This window comes from Nitrospirillum guanabarense (assembly GCF_034653355.1).
Taxonomy (GTDB): domain Bacteria; phylum Pseudomonadota; class Alphaproteobacteria; order Azospirillales; family Azospirillaceae; genus Nitrospirillum.
On sequence record NZ_JAYEER010000001.1, the window covers coordinates 855778 to 882536 of the forward strand.

The window sequence follows — 26759 nt, forward strand, 5'->3', positions numbered from 1 at the left end:
GGTTGGATGGGACGGCGCACGATCCTGCTGGACGGTGGCATGGGACGCGAATTGCAGCGCATGGGCGCGCCCTTCCGCCAGCCGGAATGGTCGGCCCTGGCGCTGATCGAGGCGCCGGATTATGTGCGCCGGGCCCACGACGCCTTCCTGGATGCCGGTGCCGACATCATCACCAGCAACAGCTACGCCCTGGTGCCCTTCCATATCGGGGAGGAGAGGTTTGTTGCGCAAGGCGGGGCCCTGGCCTCCCTTGCCGGACGGCTGGCCCGGCAGGCGGCGGACGCCAAGGGCGGGGCCCGCGTCGCCGGATCCTTGCCGCCGCTGTTCGGCTCCTACCGCGCCGACCTGTTCGATGCGGCGCGTGCGGCGGATCTGCTGGCCCCATTGGTAGATGGCCTGGCGCCGCACGTCGACCTTTGGCTGGCGGAAACCCAAAGCGCGGTGGCGGAGGTGCGGGCCGTGCGCGCGGCTTTGGGGGGCGCCTCGGGGAAGGATGATGCCAAGCCGCTATGGCTATCCTTCACACTGGAGGATGAGGCGGCCGACGCGGCCATCGATCCCCGCCTGCGCGGGGGCGAGGCAGTGGCCCAGGCCACCGAGGCGGCGCTGGCCCTGGGGGCCGCCGCCCTGCTGTTCAATTGCAGCCAGCCCGAGGTCATGGGGCCGGCGCTGGTCGCGGCCCAGGCCGCCGCCGCCGGCGCACCGCTGCCTTTGGGCGTGTACGCCAACGCCTTCCCCCCGCAGCCCAAGGATGCCACCGCCAACGACGGCCTGGATGAGCTGCGCGCCGACCTGACGCCCGCCACCTATCTGGACTGGGCACGGCGCTGGGTGGATGCCGGCGCGGCCATCGTCGGGGGCTGTTGCGGCATCGGGCCCGACCATATCCGCGCCCTGGCGGCGGCTTTGCCGTGAGGAGTGCCGGGTCCGCCGCCCTCCGGGCCCGCCTGCTGGGGTGGGGCGCCCCCTGGCTGTTCATCCTCATCTGGTCCACCGGCTTTCTGGTGGGACGGGCGGTGCTGCCCTATGCCGACGTGCAGCTGTTTCTGGTGGCGCGCTTTGGCCTGACGGCGCTGCTCTTTACCGGCGCCACGCTGACGGCCGGCGTTTCCTGGCCCCGTGGCCGGGCGGCGGGTCTGCACCTGCTGGCCGGTGGCCTGATGCAGGGCGTCTATATCGGCTTCTCCTACTGGGCCATCGCCCAGGGGCTGGCCGCCGGCATCATGGCGCTGATGGGTGCCTTGCAGCCCCTGTTCACCGCCCTCATTAGCACCCTCGTGTTCCGCCAGCGGCTCAGCCGCCTGGCCTGGCTGGGCCTGGCCATCGGTTTCGCCGGCGTCGCCTGCGTGCTGGCGCCAAAGCTGGCCCTGCACGCGGCGGCCGGGGCGGGGTCGGGTGGCTTGCCGCCGCTGGGGGCAGCCCTGGCCGTGCTCAGCGTCCTATCCATCACCATCGGCACCCTGCTGCAGAAATCCTCCGTGGCCGGGGATGACTTGCGCCCGGCCGGCGCGCTGCAGAACCTGGGCGCCCTTTGTGTGGTCTGCCTGCTATTCCTGACCGTGGGCACGCCGCATTGGGATCCGCACCCGGTGTTGTGGACGGCGCTGGCCTGGGCCGTCCTGGGCCCTTCGGTCATCGGCATCTCACTGCTGGTGTGGATGGTGCGCCATGGCGAGGCCACGCGCGCCACGGCGCTGCTGCTGCTGGTCCCGCCGCTGGCGGCGCTGGAGGCCTTCTTCCTGTTCCATGAAACACTGACACCGCTGCAGCTGGCCGGCTTCGCCCTGGCCCTGGGCGGCGTCGGCCTGACGCGCCGGGGGTGAGGGCGCGGCCGGTTGCCCTCCGCCACGGGCGGTGTGCTAAGCTGCGCGAATAATGTGTGGCCTATTGTTTGATCTGGGGATGGGGAAGCCATGAGCCGCTTCGTCGGTTTGAGTTCCACGGTGGAAGGCCTGGCGGGGGGCCGGGTCATGGTCATCGGCGACGTCATGCTGGACCGTTTCGTGCGCGGCAAGGTGGGACGCATTTCGCCGGAGGCGCCGGTGCCCGTGCTGCGCAACGCGCATGAGGACGTCATGCTGGGTGGTGCGGGCAACGTGGTGCGCAACATCACGGCGCTGGGCGGCCACGTGGTGTTCGGCGGCGTCATCGGCGGCGATGCCGCCGGTGTGCGCGTCAGCCAGCTGGTAGCGGCCGATGCCCAGGTCACCCCCATCCTGCAGGTGGATACCCGGCGCCGCACCTCGGAAAAGACGCGCTTCGTGGCCGATGGCCACCACCTGCTGCGCTCCGACTGGGACAGTGAGGAGACGGTGGCGGAGGATACGCACCGCGGCCTGGTGACGGCCATGGCCGCGCACTTGTCCGGCGTCGACGTCGTCATCCTGTCCGACTACGGCAAGGGCGTGTTCACGCCGCCGGTCCTGAAGGAGCTGATCGCCCTGGCGCGCGAGGCCGGCAAGCCGGTGATCGTCGATCCCAAGAGCGCCGACTATTCGATCTATCGCGGCGCCACCCTGGTCACGCCCAACCGGGCGGAGCTGGCGCTGGCCGTGGGGCATAATCCCAGGACCACGGAAGAGATCGTGGCCGCCGCCGCCACCCTGATGCGCGACCATGGCATCGAGGGCATGCTGGTCACCCGCAGTGAGGAGGGCATGACCCTGGTTCGGGGCGACGGCACGTCCCTGAACGTGCAGGCGGAGGCTAAGGAGGTCTTTGACGTTTCCGGCGCCGGCGACACCGTGGTGTCCGTCATCGCCGCCGCGCTGGCAACAGGGGCGGACATCGCCGAGGCGGTGGAACTGGCCAACGTCGCCGCCGGCCTGGTGGTGGCCAAGGTGGGCACGGCCGTGGTCAGCCCGGCGGAACTGCTGCACGCCCTGGCCGAACAGGACGACCGCCAGAACCTGTCCAAGGTGCTGGGCGGGGCGGAACTGCGGGAACAGATCGCCCGCTGGCGCCGCCGGGGCCTGAAGGTGGGCTTTACCAACGGCTGCTTCGACCTGATCCATCCCGGCCATGTCCAGCTGCTGGCCGCCGCCCGCGCCACCTGCGACCGCCTGATCGTCGGTCTCAACTCCGACGCGTCGGTGCGCCGCCTGAAGGGGCCGGAACGGCCCATCCAGGACGAGCGGTCGCGGGCCATCGTGCTGGCCGCCTTCGGCTCGGTCGACGCCGTGGCCCTGTTCGAGGACGACACGCCCCTGGCGCTGATCACCGAGGTGATGCCCGACGTGCTGATCAAGGGGGCCGATTACACCATCGACCAGGTGGTGGGTGCCGACGTGGTCCAGGCCAACGGCGGCCGCGTGGCCCTGGTGGAGCTGGTGCCCAACCAAAGCACCACCGGCATCGCCAAGCGCATCCGCGTGACGGGCTGACCCGGCCGCCCCTCTGGCGTGCGTTGGGGGCGGCTTGCCCCGGGGGACGTGGTCCCCTATCAAGGCCGTGTCGGTCTCGACACCAGGGGCCGCCGCGGATTTTACGGGAAACAGCAGTCCATGATCATCGTGACCGGCGGCGCCGGCTTCATCGGGTCCAATCTGGTGGCCGGCCTGGAACAGCGAGGCCTGGGTCCCCTCGTCGTGGTCGATCGGCTGCGCCAGGGGGACAAGTGGCGCAACATCGCCAAGCGCAACCTGCATGACCTGGTGACGCCGGAACAGCTGCCGGAGTTCCTGGAGCGCCACGGCGACGCGGTGAAGGTCATCTTCCACATGGGCGCCATCTCGGCCACCACCGAGACGGATGCCGACCTGGTGGTGGAGAATAACTTCCGGCTGACGCTGGACCTGTGGTCGTGGTGCGCCGTCACGGGCGTACGGCTTATCTACGCCTCCTCCGCCGCGACATACGGCGATGGCGCCCAGGGCTTCGACGACAATTCCTCGGCCGGGGCGCTGGCCCGCTTGCGCCCGCTGAATCCCTATGGCTGGTCCAAGCACCTGCTGGACCGCCGCGTGCGCGCCGCCCTGGACCAGGGGTCGCCCACGCCGCCGCAGCATGTGGGCCTGAAGTTCTTCAACGTCTATGGCCCCAACGAGTACCATAAGGGCGGCATGCGCTCCGTCCCCGCCAAGCTTTATCCCCAGATCATGGGTGGGGAGCCGGCGCGGCTGTTCGCCTCCGATCGGCCGGACTATGTCAACGGCGGCCAGCTCCGCGACTTCGTCTGGGTGGGCGATACGGTCGATGTCATGCTGTGGCTCTATGACAACCCCGGCGTCAACGGCCTGTTCAACCTCGGCACCGGCAAGGCGCGCAGCTGGAACGACCTGACCCATGCCCTGTTCGCCGCCGCGGGCCTGCCGCCGCGCATCGACTACATCCCCATGCCCGACCACCTGAAGGGCAAGTACCAGTATTACACCCAGGCGGACATGGCCCGCCTGCGCGCCGCCGGCTACGATCGCCCCTTCACCGAACTGGAGGAAGGCATCCGCCGCTACGTCCAGGACCACATGGGGACGGCGGATCCTTATGTGTGAGGGTTCCGGCTTGCGCTGGTTCAGTTCCCCAACTTCTGCAGCCAGTTGATCACCGCCGCCTCCAGCGCGATGCGGTGATCGGACCAGCCATGGTCGGTGGCGGCGTGGGCGGTGCTGATCTGGATGCCGCCGTGGGCGCGGATGCCGGCTACCAGGGCGTCGGTATGGCTGGCCAGCCCGTCGTCGGATGTCAAGGCCAGCAGGGGGGTGCCCGTCAGGCGCGCGGTCAGCGGGGCGGTGGCGAAGGCGTCGGCATGGCTCTCGATGTCCTTGGCCATGCTTTCCGGCGTGACGCCCGCCAGCAATTCACGGTTGTCGGCGGCCAGCGCCACCAGCCTGTCATGGGGCAGATGGGCGATGATGCCGATGTCACCCATGGAAATCAGGATCAGGCCGGCCAGCTTGCCATCCTTGGCCGCGGCATGGGCCGCCGTCCAGGCGCCCATGCTGTGCCCGGCGATGACCAGGCGGGCGGTGTCGATGCCCAGCTCCTGCGCGTGGGCCGGGTCGCGCAGATAGGCCAGGGCCGCCGCCGCGTCCTCCGGATTGTTGGCGAAGCGGAAGCTGCCGGGGCTGCCCCAGGACCCGCGATAGTTCATGGTCACCACGTTCCAGCCGGCCCGGCGCACCGCCTGGGCCAGGTCCAGGTTCTTCTCATTGCCGGGCAGGCCATGCAGCAACAGCAAGGTGGGGTGGGGGCCGGCGCCCGATGCCAGATAGGCGACGCTGTTGATCTCCACCGGATGGCCCGTGCGGCCGCCGGTGGGGATGTGCAGCACCGCCATGCGGGCGGGGTGCTGGGAATCCGGGACGGGATCGGTGCCGATGGCGGCGGGGATGGTCTGCGCCGCCAGGTTGATGTCGCCGGCCGGCGCCTTGGCGCTCGCGACGGTTCCCGTCGCGACGGACAGCACGCAAAAGGACACGGCCAGGGCGGCGGTGGCAAGCGGATGCCTACGCATGATTGTCGAAGTCTCCCAGGTTTTCCCGGCCCGCATCCTGGCGCAGTAAAAGCGTCCAGGGAATCAGGAACTTCGCGCCGATCTGAGCGGGGGGATAAAAAAAGAAGCCGGGGCGACGCGCGCCCCGGCTTGGGGAGATAAGACCCTGGGAACGGGAGGGTTCTCTCAGGGCCATCGGGTAACCCCTGCCGGACCATGAGCGGGCCTCTGCAGGACTTGCCAGATGCGATGTGCCGACAGGGCCGGCGAAACTCGGGCGATGGAAGGAAACGGAAGCGTCGGCCGTCTGGCCAACCAGCGCACGCCCAGGGGCGGCGCCGTGTCTTCGGGTGTTTTCGTCCCCATCTTGGTCGACCGGTCCCGCAGGACCGTTCGCTTGGGATAAATAATATTTATATCCGACTGTGTCGTCAAGCGACTTTTGTTAGCGGTAACAAATTTTAATGGCGTTACATGAATGCGCCCTCGCCGCTACCTCCGTAGGGCCCCGGCCTCGCTGACAACCCCAGCCGCGGCGGCGTCAGCCTGGTGATAGACTGCGGGCTATGGGCCTTTTCCCTAGGCTGGGGGTATCGTATCTACGGATTTATGCACAGCCGTTTCGCGAACTTGGTACCTATGCCGCCAGGCCCCCCGCCCGGATACTGGCGGCCTTCACGGTGCCGCGCCATGTTTCCGACAGGGCGCGCCGTCCCGAGGCCAATCCGGGACCGTGACGCAGAATAAACAGGAGCGACCCACCCATGAGCACCCCCGCCCCCCTCGCCCCGCAGCTGGATCCCTATGCCCTGGCCGCCGAGCTGTCGGGCAAGCACCTGATCGGCGGGCGCCTGGTGGCTTCGGTCTCGGGCAGGACCTTCGATGTCATCAATCCCGCGAAGGGTGAGGTCATGGGCCATGCCGGCCATGGCGAGGCCGCCGACGTGGATGCCGCCGTGGCCGCCGCGGTCGAGGCCGGCGTGGCGTGGAAGGCGCTGCCAGCGCGGGAGCGTGGCCGCCTGGTGGCGGAATGCGGCCGCCTGCTGACCCATCACACCGAGGAACTGGCCCGTCTGGTGGCGCTGGAGACGGGCAAGGCCTTGCGCACCGAAAGCCGGGTCGAGGCGGGAGTCTTGGCCGACGCCTTCACCTTCTACGGCGGCCTGGGCGGTGAGTTGAAGGGCGAGACGGTGCCCTTCAATCCCAAGATGCTGACGCTGACGGTGCGCGAGCCCTTGGGCGTGGTGGGCGCCATCATCCCCTGGAACGTGCCCATGATGCTGATGGCCTTGAAGATCGCGCCGGCGCTGGTGGCGGGCAACACCGTGGTGGTGAAGTCGGCGGAGGAGGCGCCCTTCGCCGTGCTGCGCGCCTGCCAGATCATGGCGCGGGTGCTGCCCCCCGGCGTGCTGAACATCCTGTCCGGTTTCGGTCCCGAATGCGGTGCGCCGTTGGTGGCGCATCCGAAGGTGGCCAAGGTCACCTTCACCGGCTCGGTCGAGACCGGCCGCATCGTCAGCCGCACGGCGGCCGACAAGCTGATTCCCGTGACGCTGGAGCTGGGCGGCAAGAGCCCCATGATCGTCATGGGCGACGCCGACTTGGGAGCGGCGGTGGCGGGCGCCATCACCGGCATGCGCTTCACCCGCCAGGGGCAGAGCTGCACCGCCGCCAGCCGCATCTTCGTGCACGACAGCCTGCACGACGCCTTCGTCACGGCGCTGAAGGCCAAGGTGGACGCCATGGTCATGGGCGACCCGCTGGATGAAAGGACGGACATTGGCACCATCGTCTCGCCGCAGCAGTTCGACCGCGTCCAGGGCTACATCGCCGACGGCAAGCGCACCCCCGGCGCCACCGCGCACGAATGCTCCGCCCTCCCCACGGACGCCACCCTGGCCAAGGGCCTGTACGTCCGCCCCGTCATCTTCACCGGCATGACCAACGACAGCCGGCTGGCGCGGGAGGAGATCTTCGGGCCGGTCACCTGCGTCATCCGCTTCACGGATTATGAGGATGTGATCGCCCAGGCCAACGACAGCGAATTCGGCCTGGCCGCCACCATCTGGACCCGTGACCTGAAGACGGCGCTGGACGCCACCCAGCGCCTCCAGGCCGGCTTGGTGCAGGTGAACCAGAACCTGGTGGTGCAGCCCAACCTGTCCTACGGCGGCGTGAAGTCCTCCGGCCTGGGCAAGGAGGCGACGCTGGAGGCCATGCTGGAACACTTCACCCACAAGAAGACCATCATGCTGAACATGGCCTGATCAGGAACAAGAACAGGGAGGGTAGGGCCATGGACTTCGGTTTGACGGAGGAGCAGTCGGCGTTCCGCGACATGGCGCGGGACTTCGCCGCCGAGCATCTGGCGCCGCATGCCGCCGAGTGGGACGAGAAGGAGATCTTCCCGCTCGACGCCTTGCGCGCCGCGGCCGCGCTGGGCATGGGCGGGCTGTACTGCGGGGAAGAGCATGGCGGTTCCGGCCTCACCCGCCTGGACGCGGCCTTGTTGTTCGAGGAGCTGTCGGCCGGCTGCGTCGCCACCTCGGCCTTTCTCTCCATCCACAACATGGCGGCGTGGATGATTGATCGTTTCGGGAACGATACGATCAGGAAGAGGTATTTGCCCGGCCTCATGACCATGGAGCGGGTGGCCAGCTATTGCCTGACGGAACCGGGCTCCGGCTCCGATGCCGCCGCCTTGCGCACCAAGGCGGTGCGCGACGGCGGCCATTACGTGTTGAACGGGTCCAAGGCCTTCATCTCCGGCGCCGGCGTCTCCGACCTCTACGTCGTCATGGTGCGCACCGGCGGGCCGGGCCCCAAGGGCATCTCGGCCCTGGTGGTGGAAAAGGGCACGCCGGGCCTCAGCTTCGGCAAGAAGGAGAGGAAGATGGGCTGGAACTGCCAGCCCACCGCCCAGGTGATCTTCGAGGATTGCCGCGTGCCGGTGGAAAACCGGCTGGGGGAGGACGGGGCGGGCTTCGGCATCGCCATGAAGGGGCTGGATGGCGGCCGCATCAACATCGCGTCCTGCTCCCTGGGCGGGGCCCGCGCCTGCCTGGACCTCGCCACCCGCTACATGGGCGAGCGCGAGGCCTTCGGCCGCAAGCTGGCGGATTTCCAGGCCCTGCAGTTCCGCTTGGCCGACATGGCGACGGAGCTGGAGGCCGCGCGCCTGATGGTGCACCGCGCGGCGGCGGCCCTGGACGCCGGTGACGCGGAGGCCACTACCTGGTGCGCCATGGCCAAGCGCTTCGCCACCGATGTCGGCTTCCAGGTGTGCAACGAGGCGCTACAGCTGCATGGTGGCTACGGCTACATCCGCGAATACCCGCTGGAACGCTATGTCCGCGACGTCCGGGTGCACCAGATCCTGGAGGGCACCAATGAGATCATGCGCTTGATCATCGCCCGTCGCCTGCTGGCGAGGGGTTGAAGAACAATCATTACGGGAGGGAAACGATCATGAGCCGCATCGCGTTCATCGGCCTGGGCAACATGGGCCTGCCCATGGCCCGTAACCTGCTGAAGGCCGGCCACACCGTCGTGGGCTTCGATTTGGCGCCGCAATCGCTGGCCGCCCTGGCCGAGGCCGGTGGCGTCATCGCCGGTTCCGTCGGCGACGCCGCCTCGGGTGCCGAGGTGGTGGTGACCATGCTGCCCGCCGGCCGCCATGTGCGTGGTGTCTATGAGGATGCCGGCAATGTCTTCGACACGGCGGCCCCGGGCGCCCTGCTAATCGACAGCTCCACCATCGATGTCGACAGCGCCCGCGCCGTTGCCGCCGCCGCCGCCGCGCGCGGCTTCGCCATGGTGGACGCTCCCGTCTCTGGCGGCACGGGCGGGGCCGCCGCCGGCACGCTGACCTTCATGGTGGGCGGCAGTGACGAGGCGATGGAGCGGGCGCGGCCCTACCTGGCGCGGATGGGCAAGACGGTGGTGCACACCGGCGGCCCCGGAACCGGCCAGGCGGCCAAGATCTGCAACAACATGATCCTGGGTATTTCCATGATCGCCGTGTCGGAAGCCTTCGCCCTGGCCGACAAGCTGGGCCTGGACCGGCAGAAGCTGTTCGACGTCAGTTCCACCTCCTCCGGCCAGTGCTGGTCCTTGACCACCTATTGCCCGGTCCCCGGTCCGGTTCCGACCTCCCCTGCCAACCGCGACTACGCCCCCGGCTTCGCCGTCGACATGATGCTGAAGGATCTGAAGTTGGCCCAGGCGGCGGCGGCCTCCAGCGGCGCCGCCACGCCCCTGGGCGCCAACGCGGCGGCGCTGTACGCCCTGTTCTCCGCCGCTGGGAACGGGCATCTGGATTTCTCGGCCATCGTGAAGATGCTGAGGGGGAGTTGAGGGATCGGCGCCTCCGAATACTCGGAATTCCAGGCGCGCGGTCTACATTATAGTGGATACAGTAGATGGACTATGCGGCCGCCACGGCGACGTGGAGTTTTCTGTCAAATATCTGCTGCGCCCAGCTGTATAGCTCCATGTCCAAATAGTTGCTGTCAATGAAGTCTGCGATGATGTCGGCACCCGCGAGGTCTCGAGCCCGTTCGACCTCCATCTCGTCAGAGACAAAGGCGGCGTTAGTTATATTCTCGTGGCAAGAGCCTTCGAATAGACCCGGGAAAAGACTACCATAGGCGGCATTGAAAAGAGCCATGGATTTGTCGAAGCGGCGCACGATGCCGAATGTGGACCAGTTCTCCAGTAATGCCTTCAGATCATTCAGATCCTGAATATTTGGTGCGTAATAACCATCCGTCCGATACCGGAAAGCAGCTCCAGTCAGGTGGATGACATGGTAGTTCTTGATGATAGAGCCGACATCATTGGATTTTATTGACCAATCGATGAAGTCCCTGAATGTGCGATTCACCACGAACTGATGTCCTGGTAGGTGCGGATTTGCCTGCCAGAAGCGGTAGACGGACAAGGCTCGATCAACTGGATGTCGCAAGAAAACAATAGGAATGGTGTCGGCATAGGGAATGGGCGGCCTGGCCAAATGGCTTGACAGAGCAATTACATATTCATGACATTCAAAATACTCCCGGATCTGCTGGTCATCTATCAAGCCATAAGGATCATCTCCGTCGAATGAAGCCCACTGATCTTCAAAATACTTCCGCAGTATCTTATCAATACTACTTCCCGCATTCTTGAACAAATGGTAGTGAATAAGGGTCTTGCCCATGATTTCCTGCGCATATTTGCAATTTTATTTATATAATAACACTTCGGATGGACGTTTATACATAGACCATGGGGCTATGCCTTTTTGGTGGCGGCGCGCTTGCCGGATGATTTCCAATTATCCGTATGGCTTTCCTGAAAGGATGCCGCGCCATGAGTTGGTGCCGGTGGCGGCTGCCTCTCGTGGGCAAGAGAGGTGCGTGTTTAAAAACTGGCACTGACGCCAAAAGTATATTATCTGTCAGCGACCATTCCTGGATCGCCCGGGAATGGTTGTCTATGTTATTCCGGGTGTAAGCGGTGACTGACGTTTCTTTTTATTTTCCCCGTCCTGATAATCAGTTGGAATTCACGGGAGAGCGTTATGTTTCAGGTGTGCTCGGCGGAATACAGCATGAGCATTACCACCGCTATTTATTCGCGGCATCCCTGTGCCGGGGCAAGGACGTAATCGACGTAGCGAGTGGCGAGGGCTACGGCAGCTTTCTGTTGGGCCAGGTCGCGCGATCCGTAACTGGTATCGATATCGATCAGCCGGCGGTGGATTTCGCCAACGCCCACTATGGTTCGGACAACGTGCGTTATCGCCACGGCGATGCTGCGCATCTGGATCTGCCCGATGCGTCCATTGATGTTGTTGTCAGCTTCGAGACGCTTGAGCATTTTCAAGAACAAGAGCGATTTATTGAGAATGTCGCCCGTATACTGCGGCATGATGGATTACTGATTATCTCTTCTCCGAACCGTGACGTTTATACTGAGGCGGCAGACTACCATAATCCCTTTCATTGTCGTGAACTGAACCGGCAGGAATTTGAAGACCTGTTGGCTACTCACTTCCCGAATGTTCGTATCTTCGAGCAGCGCGCCTTGACGGGCTCGGTTATTTTGGGGGCGGACGGCGTCGCGGAACCTGCAATCGAAGGATACGAAACGGAGGACGGCACCCATTTCAAAAAGTCGTCCGGCGTCCCCAACCCGCCTTATTATATCGCCATAGCCACGCGCCACGCGCTGCCCACCGTCTTGAACAGTGTGATGCAGTCGCCGGTGCACGAAATGGCGCTGGAGACGGCGCTGGCATCCGCACAAGGTAAGATGGGGGAGCTGTATGATGAGATTTCGCGCGTTAATGGCGAATTCGCTCTGCGCGAGGCGGAGGTCGAACGCCTGAACGGCGAGATCAACCGCATCAATGGCGAGTTCGCGCTGCGTGAGGCGGAGATCGCGCGGCTGAACGGCGAGATCAGCCGCATCAATGGCGAATTCGCTCTGCGTGAGGCGGAGATCGCGCGGCTGAACGGCGAGATCAGCCGCATCAATGGCGAATTCGCTCTGCGTGAGACGGAGATCGCGCGGCTGAACGGCGAGATCAGCCGCATCAATGGCGAGTTCGCGCTGCGTGAGGCGGAGATCGCGCGGCTGAACGGCGAGATCAGCCGCGTCAATGACGAGTTCGCGTTGCGTGAGGCGGAGATCGCGCGGCTGAACGGCGAGATCAGTCGCATCAATGGCGAGTTCGCGCTGCGTGAGGCTGAGATCGCGCGGCTGAATGGCGAGATCAGTCGCATCAATGGCGAGGTCACGGCGCGCGAGACGGAAATCACACGGCTGAATGGCGAGATTTCCCATCGCGATGGTGAGATCAGCCGCATCAACGGTGAGCTCGCGCTGCGTAAGGCGGAAGTCGCGGGGCTGAACGATGATCTTTCCAGCCGGGATGTTGAGCTCGCCCGCTTGAAGGCCAATGCCTTTGAACGGGATAAGCGCCAAGTGTTTATGAGCCGTGAAATCAACCGCCATTTGGCGACCATTAATGCCCGTGACGGCGAGTTGCTGAACCGGGACCATGAAATGAGCCGGCTGGCGCAGGAAGCCGCCGACATTGGCGCCCAGCTTGTCGCCCGGGACGCAGTTCTCGCGGCCCTATACGGGTCGGCGTCTTGGCGGTTCACGGCGCCTTTGCGCCTGGCGGGGAAAGTCAGCCGCCGGGTCCTGCGGTCCGGTGCTTCTGTCCGGTTGAGGCTGTTCATGGGCTGGCTGGTCACCGGCCAGTTGCAGGCCCGCCTGAAGGAACGCCGGCTGGTCAGATTTATCAACGCGAGCGGCGTGTTCGATACCGACTTCTATCTGTCCCAATATCCAGACGTGGCGGCCTCGGGGGTAGTGCCGGTTCTGCACTATGTCGCCTGGGGGGCGGCGGAGGGCCGTCAGCCCAATGCGTGGTTCCATAGGACAGGCTACGTGGCGAAGGGCGACAATCCCCTCGTGCGATGGATCGGCGATCGCCGGCGGCAAGGGCTGCCGATCGTGGACGCTGGTTCGGCGCCGGCTGACGGGACCGTCATTGAGGACGGGCCGGCCACGTCCCTCGTGTCCAACGCGTCCTGGCCGCGCTTCGCGCCTGCGGACCATCCGGAGGTTACCGTTCTGCTTTTAGGCGGCGACCCCGAAGGCGCCCGTGCTTCGCTGGTTTCGCTGGGTGACGAGTTAATCAAGGTCGTTGCCGTGGCCGAATGGGCTGCAGATCCGGCGTGGAAGCAGCAGTGCAATTCGGCGGGCATTGAAGTCGCCGACACCGGGGAGCAATCCTTACCCGCAGTGATCAACCGTTCCATTCTGGCGTCGGGCAGCCCGCAACTCTTGTTGCTGACAGCCGGTACCCAGTTGGCGCCGGGCTGGCGGGACGCCTTGACGCAGGCTCAGGCGCTTTTTCCGCAGGCTGGCCTCGTGACCGCCTGTCACCTGACGGAGGATGGTCGCGTGGCCGCCGCGGGCCTATGCATCCATGCGGATGGCACCATATCGCCCAACGCGGCCGGCCTCCCTGCTGACCACTACGCCGTCGCTTCGGTGCAGGATGTCGATGGGGCTGGTTCCGGCGCCCTGTTCATCGCCCGGTCGCTGTGGCAGGAGGTCGGAGGGCTGTCGGAAGACTATCTGGGCTTGGGTTATGCGCTGGCCGATTTCTCGATGCGGTTGCGCGATGTCAACCGCGCGACCGTGTGCCAACCCTTCGCGCCCGTAGTTGGGGCGCCGCCTCTGGGGGCGCCAGAGCCCTGGACCTTGTCCCACGACCGTTGGCGGTTCCGGCAGGAATGGGCGCGCGCGCTTGGCGGCACCGGTCTGGTCTTGGATCGGCAGCTGTCTTATCGGGCGATGCGTCGGCCGCGAGTCCTGTTCATTGATCATCTGACGCCTGAGGTGGACAAGGACTCCGGGTCTGCTGACATCTTCTGGTTCATGCGCATTTTCCTGGAACTGGGCTACGACGTAACCTTTGTTCCGGCCCATTCCCTTGCACATGCGGGCCGCTATACCGACGATTTACGGCGGTTGGGCGTAACCTGCGTTTGCGCACCCTATGTCGATAGCGCCGCCGGCTTTGTGGAAGCCCACGGGGCCGAGTTTGATCTGGTGATGCTGTATCGCGTCACGGTCGCCTGCCACCTAATCGACCCGTTGCTGCGTCACGCGATCAACGCTCGCATCGTCTTTGACACCGTTGACCTGCACTTCGTGCGGGAGGAGCGGCAAGCGGTCATGATGCGCTCGCCCCAGATGCTAGAGCAGGCGAATTATACCCGCGCGGTGGAACTGGATGTGGCGTCCCGCGCGGACTGCACCATCGTGTTGAGCGAGCAGGAATACCGCCTGCTGGATGAGATCCTGCCGCAGGCGCCCAAGCGGCTGATCCCCATCGTTCGCGACATTCCCGGCCGGTTCGCGCCGTTCGAGACGCGGCGGGACATCGTGTTCATCGGAGGCTTCGCCCACCAGCCGAACGTTGATGCCATCCTGACCTTCGTGGCCGAGACTTGGCCCAAGGTCCGGCACTTGTTGCCTGACGTGATCTTGAGGATCGTTGGCAGCAACCCGACGGCCGAGGTGTTGGCGCTGCACGCCCCGGACCAAGGTGTGGTCGTCGTCGGCTATGTCGCAGACCTAACGGAAACCTTCGCGAATTGCCGAATCACTGTGGCGCCGCTTCGCTTCGGTGCCGGCATCAAGGGAAAGGTCGTGACCAGCTTGTCCTATGGCGTGCCGTGCGTCGCGTCCAAAGTCGCGGTGGAGGGCATGGGGCTGAAGACGGGCTTGAACATACTGACCGCCGAGACGCCTGACGACTATGCGGCGGCCATCGCGGCCCTCTATCAAGAGCGGGAGCTGTGGCAGCGCCTGTCCGATGGCGGCATCGCATTTGCCACCGAGCGCTTCTCCATCCCGGCGATTACCGGGCAATTGAAGGAGATGCTACGCTTCCTGAACTTGCCGGTCCCGAGGTGATGCAGGCGATCTTTGACAATGCTGGCGGTAATGGGGTAGTGCCGTAGCCTTGCCCTTCGCGCGGGGGCCGCCCGGCGTCTGGATGGAAACCATGAACTCTAATCAATCGCGCATATCCGTCGTAATCCCGCTCTATAATCATCAGCATTACATCGGGGCGGCGTTGGAGGGCGTCCTTGGGCAGACCGTTCCCGTGCACGAGATCGTCATTGTGGATGATGGTTCACGTGACCAGTCGGCCCAGGTGGCCCGCGACTACGCCGCCGGTGACGCGCGGATCGTGTTTTGGTCCAAGCCGAATGGCGGCGCGCACGCCGCCATCAACGACGGCATCCATCGGGCGACGGGCGACCTGATCGCCATCTTGAACTCCGACGATATCTATCACCCGGATCGGTTCCAGCGAATGCTAGCGCCCCTTCAGGCGGACCCGGCGTTGGATGTGGTGATGACCGGCCTCGATTTCATTGACGGGCGGGGCGGAGCGCTGGCCAACACCTGGTACGAGGAGGCGGTGGCCTTCCATCGCACCTCCGGCGACCTGGGGCTGACCCTGGTCAACGGCAACATCTTCATGACGACGTCAAACCTTCTCATTCGGCGGCGGGCGTTCGACGAACTGGGGTATTTCAGCGCGTTGCGCTATGCCCACGACCTGGATTTCTTCTTACGCGTGGTCGGCTCAGGCCGGACCATCCATCGCGTCGATGCCCCCTTGCTGAGCTATCGGCAACATGACACCAATACCATCAGCGAAGGCCACTTGAAGGTGAAGGTGGAATGGGCGGCGGTGGTGGCGCACTACCTGCACCGCCTGTGGCGGGCGCCGGATGCGGCGGCCATGGATTGGCAGCGGACCCTGCCCATGCTCGATCTGCTCGATCGCCACACCCTGACCCGGCCGGTGCTGCTTTTCCTCAATTACTTCGACCGTCATCCCAGCCGGACGTTGGAGAACCATCCTTTCTTCACGGACGTCGCCTTCCGCCAGTTCATGAATAGTGTCGTCGCATGAAAATCCTTTTTCTGAGCAATCTCTATCCTCCCAACGTTGTCGGCGGGTATGAACGGCTCTGCGCCGACGTTGCTGGCGCTTTCGTCCAGCGGGAGCACGAGGTTGCTGTCCTGACCAGCACTTATGGCGGCAAGGTCCAGGACTATGCCGGCCAAACGGTGCATCGCAGCCTGACGCTGCTGGCCAACGCCGACGACATCTACAGCCCGTTCTCCGCCGACGAAGCGGAACGCGCCCGCATCAACGCGGCCAACGTCGCCATCCTGCACGCCACCGTGGCGGCGGAAAAGCCCGACGTCATTTTCGCCTGGAACCTGTTCTTCTTCGACCTGTCGCTGCTGCGGGCGTTGGAAGGTGTGGGATGCCGGGTCGTTCTCATGCTCACGGACAACTGGCTTATCGCCGCCCTGGATGGCGATTACATCGGCGGTTTCTTCACCGGGCATGTTTTCGGGGATAAGCCCTTCATGCCGCCGGCTCAGCCCGCGGCCGTGACAGGCTGGCGCCGCCTGCTGCCGTCCTGGATACGCGCCCCGGCCGCCCCCGTGGTCACGCCCCGCTTCCCCTTGGCGGAAGACGCAATCTTCGGTGCGGCGTTTATGCGCGACCTGTATGCCGACGCCGGCATCTCGTTCCGTTCGCACAAAGTAATCCACAATGGCGTGCGCATCGCGGACATGCCGTCCTCGGCTTTCCGTGATCGCCGCCAGTTTTGTGACCCGGGCACGGTGCGCCTCCTGTTCGCGGGCCGGCTTGTCGACTTGAAGGGTGTGCATACTGCGCTGGAAGCCCTGGCCCATCTGCGCCGAACCGAACCGGATCGGCAGTTCCATCTGACCATTGTGGGCGACGGCCAGGACCGTGCCTATTCGGAAAGGCTGAAGGGTCTGATCGCGGATCTGGACGTCGCACCCGCGATCACGTTCCAGGAACCGGTGCGGGAAGACGCGCTGTTCCGGTTGTTCAACGAGCATGACATCTATCTCTTCCCGTCGCTGTACGAGCCATTTTCCCTCACCCTGATCCATGCTTTGGCCTGTGGCATCCCCACGGTGGCCTCGGCCGTGGGCGGCAATGTCGAGATCGTCACCGATCGCGAGAGCGGCATACTCTTCCGCAAGGGCGACGCGCAGGACATGGGGGCCGGGATCATGGCTCTGGTGGGCGATCCTGAACTGCGCCACCGTGTGTCGGCGCGGGCGCGGACGTTCGCCCGCGGTTTCACGTTCGAGCGCATGGTCACCGAGATGGAGCGCTACCTGATATGACGCCTGTTGGCAGTCGAGATGATGTGGGCGGCGCGTCCCCGCTGAAGGGTCGCCGATGCCTGGTCCTGGGTGCGGGCGGCTTTATCGGCACCAACCTTTGCCGCCGCTTGCAGGCGAATGGTGCTGTGGTCCAAGCCTTCGGCCGCTCCCAGCCACTTCCCGGGGCCTTGGGGGGGGTGGATTGGATGACGGGGGACTTCACCGACCACGCCGCGGTGGCCCGGGCGGTGGAAGGCAATGAGGTGATCTTCCACCTCATCAGTGGCAGTTTGCCGGAAAGCTCCAACAAGGATCCGATCGCAGATCTGTCCGGCAGCGTTGTGCAGACGCTGCATTTGCTGGACATCGCCCGTGCCTCTGGCGTGCGCAAGGTCGTCTTCGCCTCTTCCGGGGGAACCGTCTACGGCATTCCCCAGCAAGTCCCCATTCCCGAGAGCGCCCCCACCAACCCCATCGCGGCCTATGGCATTGGCAAACTGGCCATAGAGAAGTATCTGGGGCTGTATCGCCATCTCTATGGCTTGGACTATGCCGTGCTGCGGGTGGCGAACCCCTTCGGGCCTTACCAGACTGGGCGTCGTAAGCAGGGTGTCATCGCCGCACTGGCTCGTCGGGCGTTGGATGGGTTGCCGCTGGAGATCTGGGGCACGGGCGAGGTGGTGCGCGACTTCATTTATGTCGATGACGTGGTGTCCGCGCTCGTCGCGTCAGCCACCCACGACGGATCGCACAAAGTCTTCAACGTTGGCCAGGGCGAGGGCCGCAGCATCAACCAGATCATTGCCGACCTGAGGGCGATCTTGTCCGACAGGACGCTGGATGTCATCTATAAGCCTGGGCGAGCCACCGACGTGCCGGTCAACGTGCTGGATATCGGCCTGATTTACCGGGAAATGGGGTGGCGCCCGCTGACCAGTTGGTCGGATGGGCTACGTGCTACGATTGAATGGATCAGGAAAAGTGCGCCCTAAGTATTATAGTCGCATAAATTTCTTGGTGTGAGCGCGGTTGACGCGGAATTATCGCGCTGCGGCAATCAAGAAGAAGACCCGCCCTGATCACCTCCAATTGAGCCGATCAGGGCCATTCTTCACAGGCGACGAAGTAGTCCATTTGAGCGCAGCGCCATCCGCTACTGGGGGATGGGAAGCCTCTTCCCCGTCCGACATTCCGTCCAATCCCCCATGATTCCAGTCACTCGGCAATTCCCGGTCAGAACTTCTTCTCGGTGATCAACCGTTCATCAGGCATGTGGCGCTGGCGCAGAAACTGGGCCAGCAAATGCATGAAGGACTGATGCAGGTCTTCCACGACGCCGTAGTTATGAGCATCGACATGCAGGCTGACATCCGCAGCTTTAGCCGACGCGCCGCCGGTGAAGCCGGTCATGGCGATGGACTTCATGCCCAGTTCGCGCGCCTTTTCAATGGCTTTGATGATGTTGGGCGATCCACCGGAAGAACTGATGGCGATCAGGACGTCGCCGGGCCTGCCGTATGACTCCAATTGGAACGAAAAGATATCCTCATAGGCAATGTCGTTCGCGATCGCTGTGATGATCTCGATATTGGCCGACAGGCTGTGCACGCGGGGCTTCACTGTCGTGTCGGTGCGCACGCCTTTGACGCAGTCGCAGACCAAGTGATTGGCGATAGCCGCGGACCCGCCGTTGCCACAGGCGTACAGCGTGGCGCCGCCGGCGATCGCGCCAGTCAGCAGATCGGCGGCGCGCTGCAGGGCCGCCCGGTCCACCGTCGCGGAAGCCTTGGCCAGTTGATCGAAATAATCTTCGCCGTATTTGCCACAGTCTTCATAAGACTTGCTTGGGAATTTCAACATTCTTCACCTGAAGATATTTTGCGGGTAAATGATGCCATCTATTGGATGTTCGAGGAAGATCAGTTCCGTATGCTTGCTCTGTCCATGGCGGAACGGTCTAGGTGCGCTTCCGCCAAGCCATGATGGCGCTGTGGAACAACTGCAGCCAGACAGGCAAACAGAACTGATAGAGAGGGCCCACCAATTCCACATAGCGGTGGTCGTTGTGGCCGAAAACCAAGACGGCGACGGCCGTCATCAGGATCAGCCGCGCGAGAACCATTCCGCCCAAGAATAAAACAATGTGGAACGGCGCATAAGACATAGCGGCGGGGCGCCGATTACGGATCAGGTGGCCGAGCAACAGGATCAGGGTGGCGATGCCTATCAGCGTACCCCAGGTCGTCAGCCGAGCCGCGACGCCGGTATAGATCGCAGCGATGCCATCATTGATCGGATGGGCATCGGGGCCACCACCCTTTGGCGTTAGCAGCCAGGTCCGACGCAGGGCCGCCTGATTGAATAGCTCCTCAATTTCCGGCCGCTTGGCCTGGGCGGCAACCGTCTCATCGGTGATGATGTGGCGGTGGACAGCCGTGGGGCGGGCCATGTCACCGACATAGACCTTGAAGAACTTCCAGGCATCTTGTGGGATGCCGGCCCAAAAGCCACGGTAGAAAGGGTAAAAGCTGGGGCGCGAGGGCAGCCGGCCGTCCTCCAGCGCCTTGTCGATTTCCGCACTGCACTGGAGATAGATTTGCTCCATATCCGCGTAGTCGTCCAGCACCGGGCCCGTCTTGCCAGCGGCACGGGCTTGTTCCTCCCGGACGGAGCCGATGGCGGACATGATAGCCCAGTTCAACCATGTGCCAAAATGCCCCTTCACCTGCGTATCGGCATAAGCGGAGGGTTCCAGATCGCGCAGGGCCCTACCCTCCAGACCCGGCTCGAATTGTTTGAAGCAAGGACTGGCGGCGTAGGCCTTTTCCCGAGCGTCCTTCATGAAGGGGGCATAGGGGATGGCCTGTTCACTGCGGATCCGCAGGATCGACCGCTGGATCGCTTCATATCCCGGCGATTCCAGATCGAATGTCAAATAGTAGCCGTAGACCGTATAGTTGGCCAGTTTGATGGCCGAGGTCACCGTGAAGATGCTGATGAGCGGTGCCATTACCGTGAGGCCCAGAATCGCGGCGAAGCGCAGTTTGGTCTGGGCCATTTGCCAGGCCGCAATGAGGCCGATGCCCAGCACCGCCACAGCTACGTAAACATGTTCGGGCCGGGTATTATAGGCTAGGGCCATGACCACGCCAAAACCCCAGCTGACAGGGGATGCCAGGATCCGCTTGAGCGTGAGGGTTCCGGTCTGCTCCAAATGCCGGACGGTGGCTACGAGGATAAGACCGAGGCCGCACCCGAGGGTCATGAGCAGGGTATAGAGCGTGTCGGACATAAGCCGATCAAAGCCGCCAAAAGTACCCGGGAAAAAGGCGCCAAGCGCGAACGCCAGAACGGCGAAAAAGGGCTTAACGCCCAGTCGGCCCATGCCGACGTACATCGCGTAACAGCCGAGCAGGAATAGGAATTCCACGCTCAGCCGCAATGGTATGCCGGTGAACGAATTAAAATATACAAACAGATAATAAACAGGCTGTCGGCAGGCTAAATAACGATCAAAATGATCGAATGACCAAAAGAACTTGAGTCCCCCTTGGGCATAGACCACGGCGTCGGTGTATTCGGTCGTGATTTCAAAAGGGGCGATAAGGGCAATTTTTGCAAAAGATAAAAGTATAATGAAATAAATTGGCTTAAGTATGCTCTTAAGAAAATTCTTGGAGCTGGCAGGTGGCATAAGTATCCCGACAATCACTGTAAATATCCCTCTCTCGAAGATTTCACGAAGCCTGTGCCTGGAAAAGCGCTTCGATAATCCCTGTGATGCGTTGGATAGCTTAAGGTATGCGCGGCGGGAGGATATCGTTTTGTGGCGCAAGATCAAGGCGGTTGAGCGCTTCGGACGGGCGGCGCTGCGGAAAATGGCCCCCGCCCAAGCTTACCTGTCGTCGGGACAGCGGATCGATGAATGGCCCGGCCGTCTCCACTGACGGATCGGCGCCGACCAAGCGACAGCCCGAAATCCAGCGTGTCCGTCAACGTGTCGGTATTGGTGGGGATATCCTTCCGAGACGCCCATCCGGGCAGCTTGGCTCGCCGCCATCACCCGCCGATATTGACCATGCCCCAACTCCAGGGGCCGGCGATCATGCCATGTTTCTTGCCTCCACGCTGTCCACCAATCGGTTCTTGTGGACAGCGCGGAGTTTGGTGGCGGGGTCATATGGGGCGGTATTGCAGCCGCTTGATTAGGGCGTTGACCAGGAGGGTGAAGCCGAACGTCAGGCAGCCGATGGCGATCATTCCCAACCCAAAGATGGCTAGATGGCTTACCTGTTCATCTTGCGAACTCAGGACATAGCCGTTCTGCACATAGCGGTGGACAAGCAGCACATCCAGCACCAGACCGACCATGATCGTGAAGGCGCTTGCCTTCACTGATCGATTGAAGGTGAACACGGATGCCCAGCGGGCGATGTGCCGTCCGTGCAGATCGTTCACCATCTTCGCCAAGATACCCATGTACATCGAAGCCGATCCGATAAGGAAGGTCGATACGCCCAGGAAAAGGAAGTGCAGATCAAGCTGCACATTACCCACCTGACGCGAGCCAAGGGCTGTCAACAGCATCAGCAACAGGCCAGGCAAGGCGAGCAAAATGCCCGGCCACAGCAGAAAAGCTGATGCGCCATAGGTGAAGGTCACCTGCAAACTGGCCCAGCCGGCCTTCCACGGCTCAACCCAGCCACCGCGCTGCGCCAGGTGACTGATGCGGCCCTCAGGTTCCTTCAGGAAATGGATGGGGACTTCAGTGGTCTTCAGTTCCAGCAGCACGGACTTCAACACCATTTCGGGCGCATAGCTCCAGCCCTTAGACTGCAGGTGCATGCGCCGGAAGGCGTCCAGCGTGATGCCACGCATACCACAGTGGATGTCGCTGAAATGGGTGCCGTGGATCATGTTCAGCGCCCAGTTGGTGACCGGCGCGCCGAAATACTGATGCAGGGGCGGGCGCGATCCGGGTTCAACCGAACCTTTCACGCGGGAACCCATGATGTACTCGTACCCTTCCTGGAACTTTTCGATGAAGGGCGTGATCTTACGGAAATCGTAAGTGCAGTCCGCATCACCCAGCAGCAGCCACTTGCCACGAATGAAAGGAAGGGAATCGATGTAAGCCTGCCCCAGCCCCCGCTTCGGCGTGCGGATGACGCGGGCGCCCTTGGCCAGGGCGATGTCCGGTGTCCGGTCGTTGGAACTGTCGATGATGATGATCTCGGCGGCGATGCCCGCCGCCTGGATCCCCTCATGGCACCAGTCGATGAACTGGCTGATCGATATTTCCTCGTTTAAGGCCGGAATGACGATGGACAGGATAGGGTCGGTAGCGTCGTTCTCAGGGACGAGCAACTGGGTCTCAGTAATAGGCTTCGACCGGTCGAACACATCGGGACACATGGTTAATAACCCTTCCTATCGCTAACCTCGGCGGCCCATCAAAAAGGGCTGGCAGTTTCAGGTGCCAGGTAGGCCGAGGCCGCACACGTTGTCTATATCAGTTGTGATAGAAGATTACACTGCTGCCACGCCGATCAAAGGCGAGATCAATGGGGCGCAGGTGGGACAACGCCTTGATGACTTCGGGGTGGCGTTCACGGGGGGCATAGAAGACCATGAAGCCACCACCGCCGGCCCCTAGAAGCTTGCCACCCAGGGCACCGGCCTTGCGTGCCGCCTCATAGCTGTCGTCGATCAGCGGGTTGGAAATGCCTTCGCTCAGGCTTTTCTTCAGCAGCCAGTTCTCGTGAAGGATTTCGCCCAGGGCGTCGACATTGCCACTGTTGAGCTCCCGTGCCAGCACATCGACGTAGCCCACCATGCGGTCCATGGTGCGGCGCTTGTCCTGGTCGGAGCGCATCGTGGCAGTCTGCTTTTCCAGCAGAGCCGACGCCGACCGCGTGATGCCGGTGTAAAACATCAGCATGGACTCTTCCGTCCGCTGCAGCGAGCCCGGCGGCATGATGACGGGCTCTACATCCACCGTCTCATCGGGGTTGAAGCGAATGATGTTCAATCCGCCCATGGCGCCGCCGTACTGATCCTGCTTGCCGATGGGTTCGCCAAGGATTTCGATCTCGACCTCGCACGCCTCGGCCGCCAAGTCGTTCTTGGAACGGTATTCGCCTTTGAAGGCGTGCACGGCGTGCAACAGGCCAACCGTGAAGCTGCTGGACGATCCAAGTCCGCTGCCCCTGGAGGGCACGTCGGCGATGGAGGTGATTTCCAGGCCGCCATCCACATCCAGCTTCTGCAGCACCGTCCGGACGATGCGGTGCTCAATCTGGTCGACATGGTCAACTTCTTCGGTCTTGGCGTAGCTGATGCGCAGCGTGTGATCGAAGCGCTTGTTGACGGTGATATAGATGAATTTGTCGATGCTGGTGCTCAGCACCGCGCCGCCATTTTCCTTATAGTATTCCCGAATGTCACTGCCCCCACCAACAAAGCTCAGGCGCAACGGGGTCTTGGTAATGATCATTCTAAAATTCCGTCAAGGCTAATAATTTGTTCGGCCTGGTCCTTGCTAGCCAGGATCACGGGAAGCTCATCCTGCATACGCGATTGATATGTTGCCTCGATCAGGTCATCGGACCAACCCCGGCGCCGGTACTCCTGGAAGAAGCGACGCTTGCGCCCATCTTCGTCCGCGGCAACGAACCAGCGCTTCCGGGCCTTGGCTAGCCAGGCGTCCTGAGTCAGGGCCGGCACGCCTTCGATGATGAGAATATCGTCCGCCGCCAGGCTGATGGCCTCCGTGCCGTCATGGCTGAGACGCGTCGCGGTGTCATAGCGCGGCGGCGTCACGGCCGGGCCGCGGGCCAGCAGGGTCGTCAGGGCCCGATCCGCCGCCGGCAGGTCGTACCGGCCCAGCACGCCATCATCCCGCTGGTCGTGGGATTTCAGCCAGCTGTCCAGGCCGAGTACCACGGCGCGCCGTCCCTGCCGAGCCAGGTGGAGGGCCAGGCACTGGGCCAGCACGCTCTTGCCCGACCGGGCGCTGCCGCCGATCAGCGCCACGTCGCCGGACCGCAGGTCCGCGGCCAGGCCATCCAGCCGCGCTTCCAGCTTCGGCCATGCGTCTAGGATGAAGCGGACGGCCGCCGCCAAGTCGTCGACCACCAGGTGGGGCAGGGCTGTGCTCTTGCCGTCGTTGCCGCCGTGGCCGCTGCGGACCAGGATGCCGCCCATGCCGCACGCCCGGGCCAGCCCCATGTCGCTGGAACTGTCGCCGATCATCCAGGAACGGGCGACGTCAATGTTCAGGTCGCGCGCGGCTGAATGGACCATGCCCGGGGCGGGCTTCCTGCAGTCACATACGATCTTCAGCGCCGCGACCTCTTTGGGGAAGCCCTTGTCCGGATGATGCGGACAGAAATACAGCCGGTCGAAAAAGGCCCGCTCCGCGCCCAGCAGCGTTTCCAGCCGGGCATGAATGGCGTCCAGTTCCTCCAGCGTGCAGTCGCCGCGCGCGACGATGGCCTGGTTGGTGACTACTACCGTGCGATAGTCCGCGCGGTTGAGGCGCGCCAAGGCGGGGGCCGCGCCGGGCGTCAACTCCAGATCCTCAGGCCGGGCGATGCGGCCCTTCTCCACGTTGAGGACGCCGTCCCGGTCCAGGAACACGGCCGGCACGGGATGGCGCAGGGACATGCGGGCCACCCGGCCCTTCTCGATATCCGTCCTGACCTTGGCGATGCGGTCCGGCGTACCCGCGTCCTTGACGTATTCGGGGCTGACATAGCCCTGCAAGGTGCGACCTTCGGCCAGCATGCGACTGAACACGTGCTTGCCGAAATCCGGCTTGTCCGGCAACCCGCCGGTCGCGAGCACCGCGTCCCGCTCCAGCACGTAGAGGCCGGCGTTGACGATATTGTGATAGTCCATCCCCTCGGGATGGGGGTAGGGAAGGAAGCGGCGCACCCTACCGTCCGCATCCAGATCAACGAGGTCGGAATCATAAGGGTGATCGTTGGGATGCAGGAATAGAGTGGCGTCGGCGCCATGCTGGTGGTGATGGGCCAGCAGCCGGTCCACGTCCACGTCCAGCACGGTGTCACCATAAAAGACCACGAAGGTCGGCGCCAGTAAGTCACGCGCGTCCAGCACCGCACCGGCGGTGCCGCGGGCCTGGGGCTCCGCCACGGTACGCAGGTTCAGCCCCCACTTGGCGCCGTCCTGGCAATAGTCGGCTATGGCGCCAGCGCCATAGCCGGTCAACACCAGCACGTCGCGGATACTCGATTGCGCGATCATTTCCAGCTGCCGGCCCAGAAGCGGCGTGCCGCACACATCCACCAGCGGTTTGGGTAGGTCGCCCGTGACGGACTTCAGCCGTGTGCCGCCGCCACCGGCAAGAATGACCGCCTGGATCAAATCAATCCCCTTTCGACCACCAGTTCCGCCACCGCGCGGCTCACCGCTTGCGCGGAGGAACCGCTGGGCCGCCAACCCAGCTTGGCCAGCTTTTCGACGGAATAATAGAAGCGAGGAACGTCGCCCACCCAGCCGCGGTTGCCGCCGGTATAGCGCAGGCGGGCGCCGGTCTTGGAAGCGTCGAGCACCGCCTGCGCGATGGACGCGACGGTGACGCCGTCGTCTTCTGGTCCGATATTGTAAAGGGCGCGCTTTTCCGTGGCGTTGTTGCGGATGAATAGCATGGCGTTGATCAGGTCGCTGACATGCAGGTAGGGCTTTTTTTGGGAACCGTCGCCCAGCACTTCCAGCTCTTCTCGGTTCTTCAGCAACTTACCCAGCAGATCATAGATGATCCCGTGGGTGCCTCGGCTGCCGACCACGTTGGGGAAGCGGAAGATCCAGGTCCGGGATATGTGGGACTCCGTCGCGGCGCTGATATGCGCCTCGCTTGCCAGCTTCATGGCGCCATAGGCGGAGATGGGCAACAGCGGCCCCATGGTTTCCACCAACTGCTCGGGATGGTTGCCATATACCGCCGAGGTGGACGCGAACGCCAGTTCCTTCATGTCGAAGGCACGCATCAGCGCCACGGTTTCATACGTGGTCTGGAACGTGTCCTTCAGGTCGATGCCGGGATCCGCCACGCCGGCCGCCACGTCGGAATTGGCGGCCAGATGCCAGACCGTGTGCACAGGCTCGGCCAGGCTCTCGAACACGGGATAAAGGACGGTCCGGATGGCCTGGCGGTCAGCCATGTCCACTTCCAGAAACCGGAAGGCGGGATTGGCCAGGGCGGCGGCGATATTGGCCCGGGTGCCGCGAATCATGTTGTCCACGCCGATGACGCGATGACCTTGGGCGAGCAGGCGGTCGACAAGATGGCTGCCGATGAACCCTGCGGCTCCCGTTACAAACATTACCATTGGCGTCGTCTTCGGTTGATACTGCGGGCCGCCACCATACTGGGCTGTCCCTGCCAGCGCAATCACCCCGGCCATCCGGGCCGTGGCGGCGGGGGGCTTGGTTAACGGGGGCGATGCCATGGGTGCCGGGCCGGCGGATTATGGAGATGCCGCGACGAGGGGCAGGTTGACTTGAGTCTCGCCGGGCGACGTCGTATACCCGGCCTCTAAAGTTTCCACGC

The 26759-nt window shown here is 63.7% G+C and carries 19 protein-coding genes; 11 read left to right on the forward strand and 8 right to left on the reverse strand.

All coding sequences use genetic code 11. The annotated features are described in order from the left end of the window. Nucleotides 1–6 precede the first annotated feature (6 nt). The 4 genes from UAA55_RS03550 (at nucleotide 7) to rfaD (ending at nucleotide 4490) form a co-directional block, all read left to right on the forward strand. On the forward strand, nucleotides 7–915 hold the full coding sequence (locus UAA55_RS03550) for a homocysteine S-methyltransferase family protein (RefSeq protein ID WP_322951289.1): 909 nt from the start codon (nucleotides 7–9) through the stop codon (nucleotides 913–915). Next, the gene (locus UAA55_RS03555) at nucleotides 912–1823 is read left to right on the forward strand and encodes a DMT family transporter (protein ID WP_322951290.1); all 912 of its coding nucleotides are present in this window, start codon (nucleotides 912–914) and stop codon (nucleotides 1821–1823) included. The genes UAA55_RS03550 and UAA55_RS03555 overlap by 4 nt, the downstream gene beginning before the upstream one ends. A 90-nt stretch (nucleotides 1824–1913) precedes the next feature. Next, nucleotides 1914–3383, forward strand: coding sequence for a D-glycero-beta-D-manno-heptose-7-phosphate kinase (rfaE1, locus tag UAA55_RS03560; RefSeq protein ID WP_322951291.1), 1470 nt, complete (start codon nucleotides 1914–1916; stop codon nucleotides 3381–3383). Between the two features lie 120 nt (nucleotides 3384–3503). Continuing rightward, entirely contained in the window at nucleotides 3504–4490 is a 987-nt protein-coding gene (gene rfaD / locus UAA55_RS03565; protein ID WP_322951292.1) for an ADP-glyceromanno-heptose 6-epimerase, read from the forward strand. Between the two features lie 20 nt (nucleotides 4491–4510). Here rfaD and UAA55_RS03570 read toward each other — a convergent pair whose 3' ends face one another. After that, nucleotides 4511–5452: an alpha/beta fold hydrolase gene (locus UAA55_RS03570; RefSeq protein ID WP_322951293.1), complete on the reverse strand. Its 942-nt coding sequence runs from the start codon at nucleotides 5450–5452 to the stop codon at nucleotides 4511–4513. A gap of 743 nt (nucleotides 5453–6195) precedes the next feature. On the opposite strand from UAA55_RS03570, the gene UAA55_RS03575 reads away from it, so the two are divergent. From UAA55_RS03575 to mmsB, 3 genes are read left to right on the forward strand one after another with little or no spacing between them, the layout of a single operon-like run. Further along, nucleotides 6196–7698, forward strand: a complete 1503-nt coding sequence (locus tag UAA55_RS03575; protein WP_322951294.1) for an aldehyde dehydrogenase family protein — start codon at nucleotides 6196–6198, stop codon at nucleotides 7696–7698. Between the two features lie 29 nt (nucleotides 7699–7727). Then, nucleotides 7728–8870: an acyl-CoA dehydrogenase family protein gene (locus tag UAA55_RS03580; protein WP_322951295.1), complete on the forward strand. Its 1143-nt coding sequence runs from the start codon at nucleotides 7728–7730 to the stop codon at nucleotides 8868–8870. A 29-nt stretch (nucleotides 8871–8899) separates the two neighbouring features. After that, the gene (mmsB, locus tag UAA55_RS03585; RefSeq protein WP_322951296.1) at nucleotides 8900–9787 is read left to right on the forward strand and encodes a 3-hydroxyisobutyrate dehydrogenase; all 888 of its coding nucleotides are present in this window, start codon (nucleotides 8900–8902) and stop codon (nucleotides 9785–9787) included. A 70-nt stretch (nucleotides 9788–9857) separates the two neighbouring features. On the opposite strand, the gene UAA55_RS03590 is transcribed toward mmsB, so the two are convergent. Continuing rightward, entirely contained in the window at nucleotides 9858–10634 is a 777-nt protein-coding gene (locus UAA55_RS03590; protein ID WP_322951297.1) for a sulfotransferase family protein, read from the reverse strand. Between the two features lie 299 nt (nucleotides 10635–10933). On the opposite strand from UAA55_RS03590, the gene UAA55_RS03595 reads away from it, so the two are divergent. The 4 genes from UAA55_RS03595 (at nucleotide 10934) to UAA55_RS03610 (ending at nucleotide 18174) form a co-directional block, all read left to right on the forward strand. Then, nucleotides 10934–14920, forward strand: a complete 3987-nt coding sequence (locus UAA55_RS03595) for a methyltransferase domain-containing protein (RefSeq protein WP_322951298.1) — start codon at nucleotides 10934–10936, stop codon at nucleotides 14918–14920. A gap of 82 nt (nucleotides 14921–15002) precedes the next feature. Beyond that, on the forward strand, nucleotides 15003–15935 hold the full coding sequence (locus tag UAA55_RS03600) for a glycosyltransferase family 2 protein (protein WP_322951299.1): 933 nt from the start codon (nucleotides 15003–15005) through the stop codon (nucleotides 15933–15935). Further along, complete coding sequence (locus tag UAA55_RS03605) at nucleotides 15932–17203, forward strand: glycosyltransferase family 4 protein (protein WP_322951300.1); 1272 nt, start codon at nucleotides 15932–15934, stop codon at nucleotides 17201–17203. Before UAA55_RS03600 ends, UAA55_RS03605 begins: the two co-directional genes overlap by 4 nt. Next, the gene (locus tag UAA55_RS03610; RefSeq protein WP_322951301.1) at nucleotides 17200–18174 is read left to right on the forward strand and encodes an NAD-dependent epimerase/dehydratase family protein; all 975 of its coding nucleotides are present in this window, start codon (nucleotides 17200–17202) and stop codon (nucleotides 18172–18174) included. The genes UAA55_RS03605 and UAA55_RS03610 overlap by 4 nt, the downstream gene beginning before the upstream one ends. Nucleotides 18175–18415: 241 nt before the next feature. On the opposite strand, the gene UAA55_RS03615 is transcribed toward UAA55_RS03610, so the two are convergent. The 6 genes from UAA55_RS03615 to UAA55_RS03640 all read right to left on the reverse strand — a co-directional run bounded on the left by UAA55_RS03615 (nucleotide 18416) and on the right by UAA55_RS03640 (nucleotide 26658). Then, nucleotides 18416–19042, reverse strand: a complete 627-nt coding sequence (locus UAA55_RS03615) for a D-sedoheptulose-7-phosphate isomerase (protein WP_322951302.1) — start codon at nucleotides 19040–19042, stop codon at nucleotides 18416–18418. A 97-nt stretch (nucleotides 19043–19139) separates the two neighbouring features. Beyond that, nucleotides 19140–20876, reverse strand: a complete 1737-nt coding sequence (locus UAA55_RS03620; protein WP_322951303.1) for a hypothetical protein — start codon at nucleotides 20874–20876, stop codon at nucleotides 19140–19142. A gap of 482 nt (nucleotides 20877–21358) precedes the next feature. Next, a complete protein-coding gene (locus tag UAA55_RS03625; RefSeq protein ID WP_088875108.1) occupies nucleotides 21359–22597 on the reverse strand; it encodes a glycosyltransferase family 2 protein in 1239 nt (412 codons plus the stop codon). A gap of 97 nt (nucleotides 22598–22694) precedes the next feature. Beyond that, a complete protein-coding gene (locus tag UAA55_RS03630) occupies nucleotides 22695–23678 on the reverse strand; it encodes a GHMP family kinase ATP-binding protein (RefSeq protein WP_322951304.1) in 984 nt (327 codons plus the stop codon). Further along, a complete protein-coding gene (locus UAA55_RS03635) occupies nucleotides 23675–25573 on the reverse strand; it encodes an HAD-IIIA family hydrolase (protein ID WP_322951305.1) in 1899 nt (632 codons plus the stop codon). Before UAA55_RS03635 ends, UAA55_RS03630 begins: the two co-directional genes overlap by 4 nt. Then, complete coding sequence (locus UAA55_RS03640; protein ID WP_322951306.1) at nucleotides 25570–26658, reverse strand: SDR family NAD(P)-dependent oxidoreductase; 1089 nt, start codon at nucleotides 26656–26658, stop codon at nucleotides 25570–25572. The genes UAA55_RS03635 and UAA55_RS03640 overlap by 4 nt, the downstream gene beginning before the upstream one ends. Between the last annotated feature and the right edge of the window lie 101 nt (nucleotides 26659–26759).

Coding starts and splice junctions, on each gene's coding strand:
- UAA55_RS03570 (WP_322951293.1), bottom strand. CDS start 5,452: ATGCGTAGGCATCCGCTTGCCACCGCCGCCCTGGCCGTGTCCTTTTGC.
- UAA55_RS03620 (WP_322951303.1), bottom strand. CDS start 20,876: ATGCCACCTGCCAGCTCCAAGAATTTTCTTAAGAGCATACTTAAGCCA.
- UAA55_RS03630 (WP_322951304.1), bottom strand. CDS start 23,678: ATGATCATTACCAAGACCCCGTTGCGCCTGAGCTTTGTTGGTGGGGGC.
- UAA55_RS03580 (WP_322951295.1), top strand. CDS start 7,728: ATGGACTTCGGTTTGACGGAGGAGCAGTCGGCGTTCCGCGACATGGCG.
- UAA55_RS03610 (WP_322951301.1), top strand. CDS start 17,200: ATGACGCCTGTTGGCAGTCGAGATGATGTGGGCGGCGCGTCCCCGCTG.
- UAA55_RS03605 (WP_322951300.1), top strand. CDS start 15,932: ATGAAAATCCTTTTTCTGAGCAATCTCTATCCTCCCAACGTTGTCGGC.
- rfaE1 (WP_322951291.1), top strand. CDS start 1,914: ATGAGCCGCTTCGTCGGTTTGAGTTCCACGGTGGAAGGCCTGGCGGGG.
- UAA55_RS03550 (WP_322951289.1), top strand. CDS start 7: ATGGGACGGCGCACGATCCTGCTGGACGGTGGCATGGGACGCGAATTG.
- UAA55_RS03640 (WP_322951306.1), bottom strand. CDS start 26,658: ATGGCATCGCCCCCGTTAACCAAGCCCCCCGCCGCCACGGCCCGGATG.
- rfaD (WP_322951292.1), top strand. CDS start 3,504: ATGATCATCGTGACCGGCGGCGCCGGCTTCATCGGGTCCAATCTGGTG.
- UAA55_RS03590 (WP_322951297.1), bottom strand. CDS start 10,634: ATGGGCAAGACCCTTATTCACTACCATTTGTTCAAGAATGCGGGAAGT.
- mmsB (WP_322951296.1), top strand. CDS start 8,900: ATGAGCCGCATCGCGTTCATCGGCCTGGGCAACATGGGCCTGCCCATG.
- UAA55_RS03615 (WP_322951302.1), bottom strand. CDS start 19,042: ATGTTGAAATTCCCAAGCAAGTCTTATGAAGACTGTGGCAAATACGGC.
- UAA55_RS03600 (WP_322951299.1), top strand. CDS start 15,003: ATGGAAACCATGAACTCTAATCAATCGCGCATATCCGTCGTAATCCCG.
- UAA55_RS03575 (WP_322951294.1), top strand. CDS start 6,196: ATGAGCACCCCCGCCCCCCTCGCCCCGCAGCTGGATCCCTATGCCCTG.
- UAA55_RS03625 (WP_088875108.1), bottom strand. CDS start 22,597: ATGTGTCCCGATGTGTTCGACCGGTCGAAGCCTATTACTGAGACCCAG.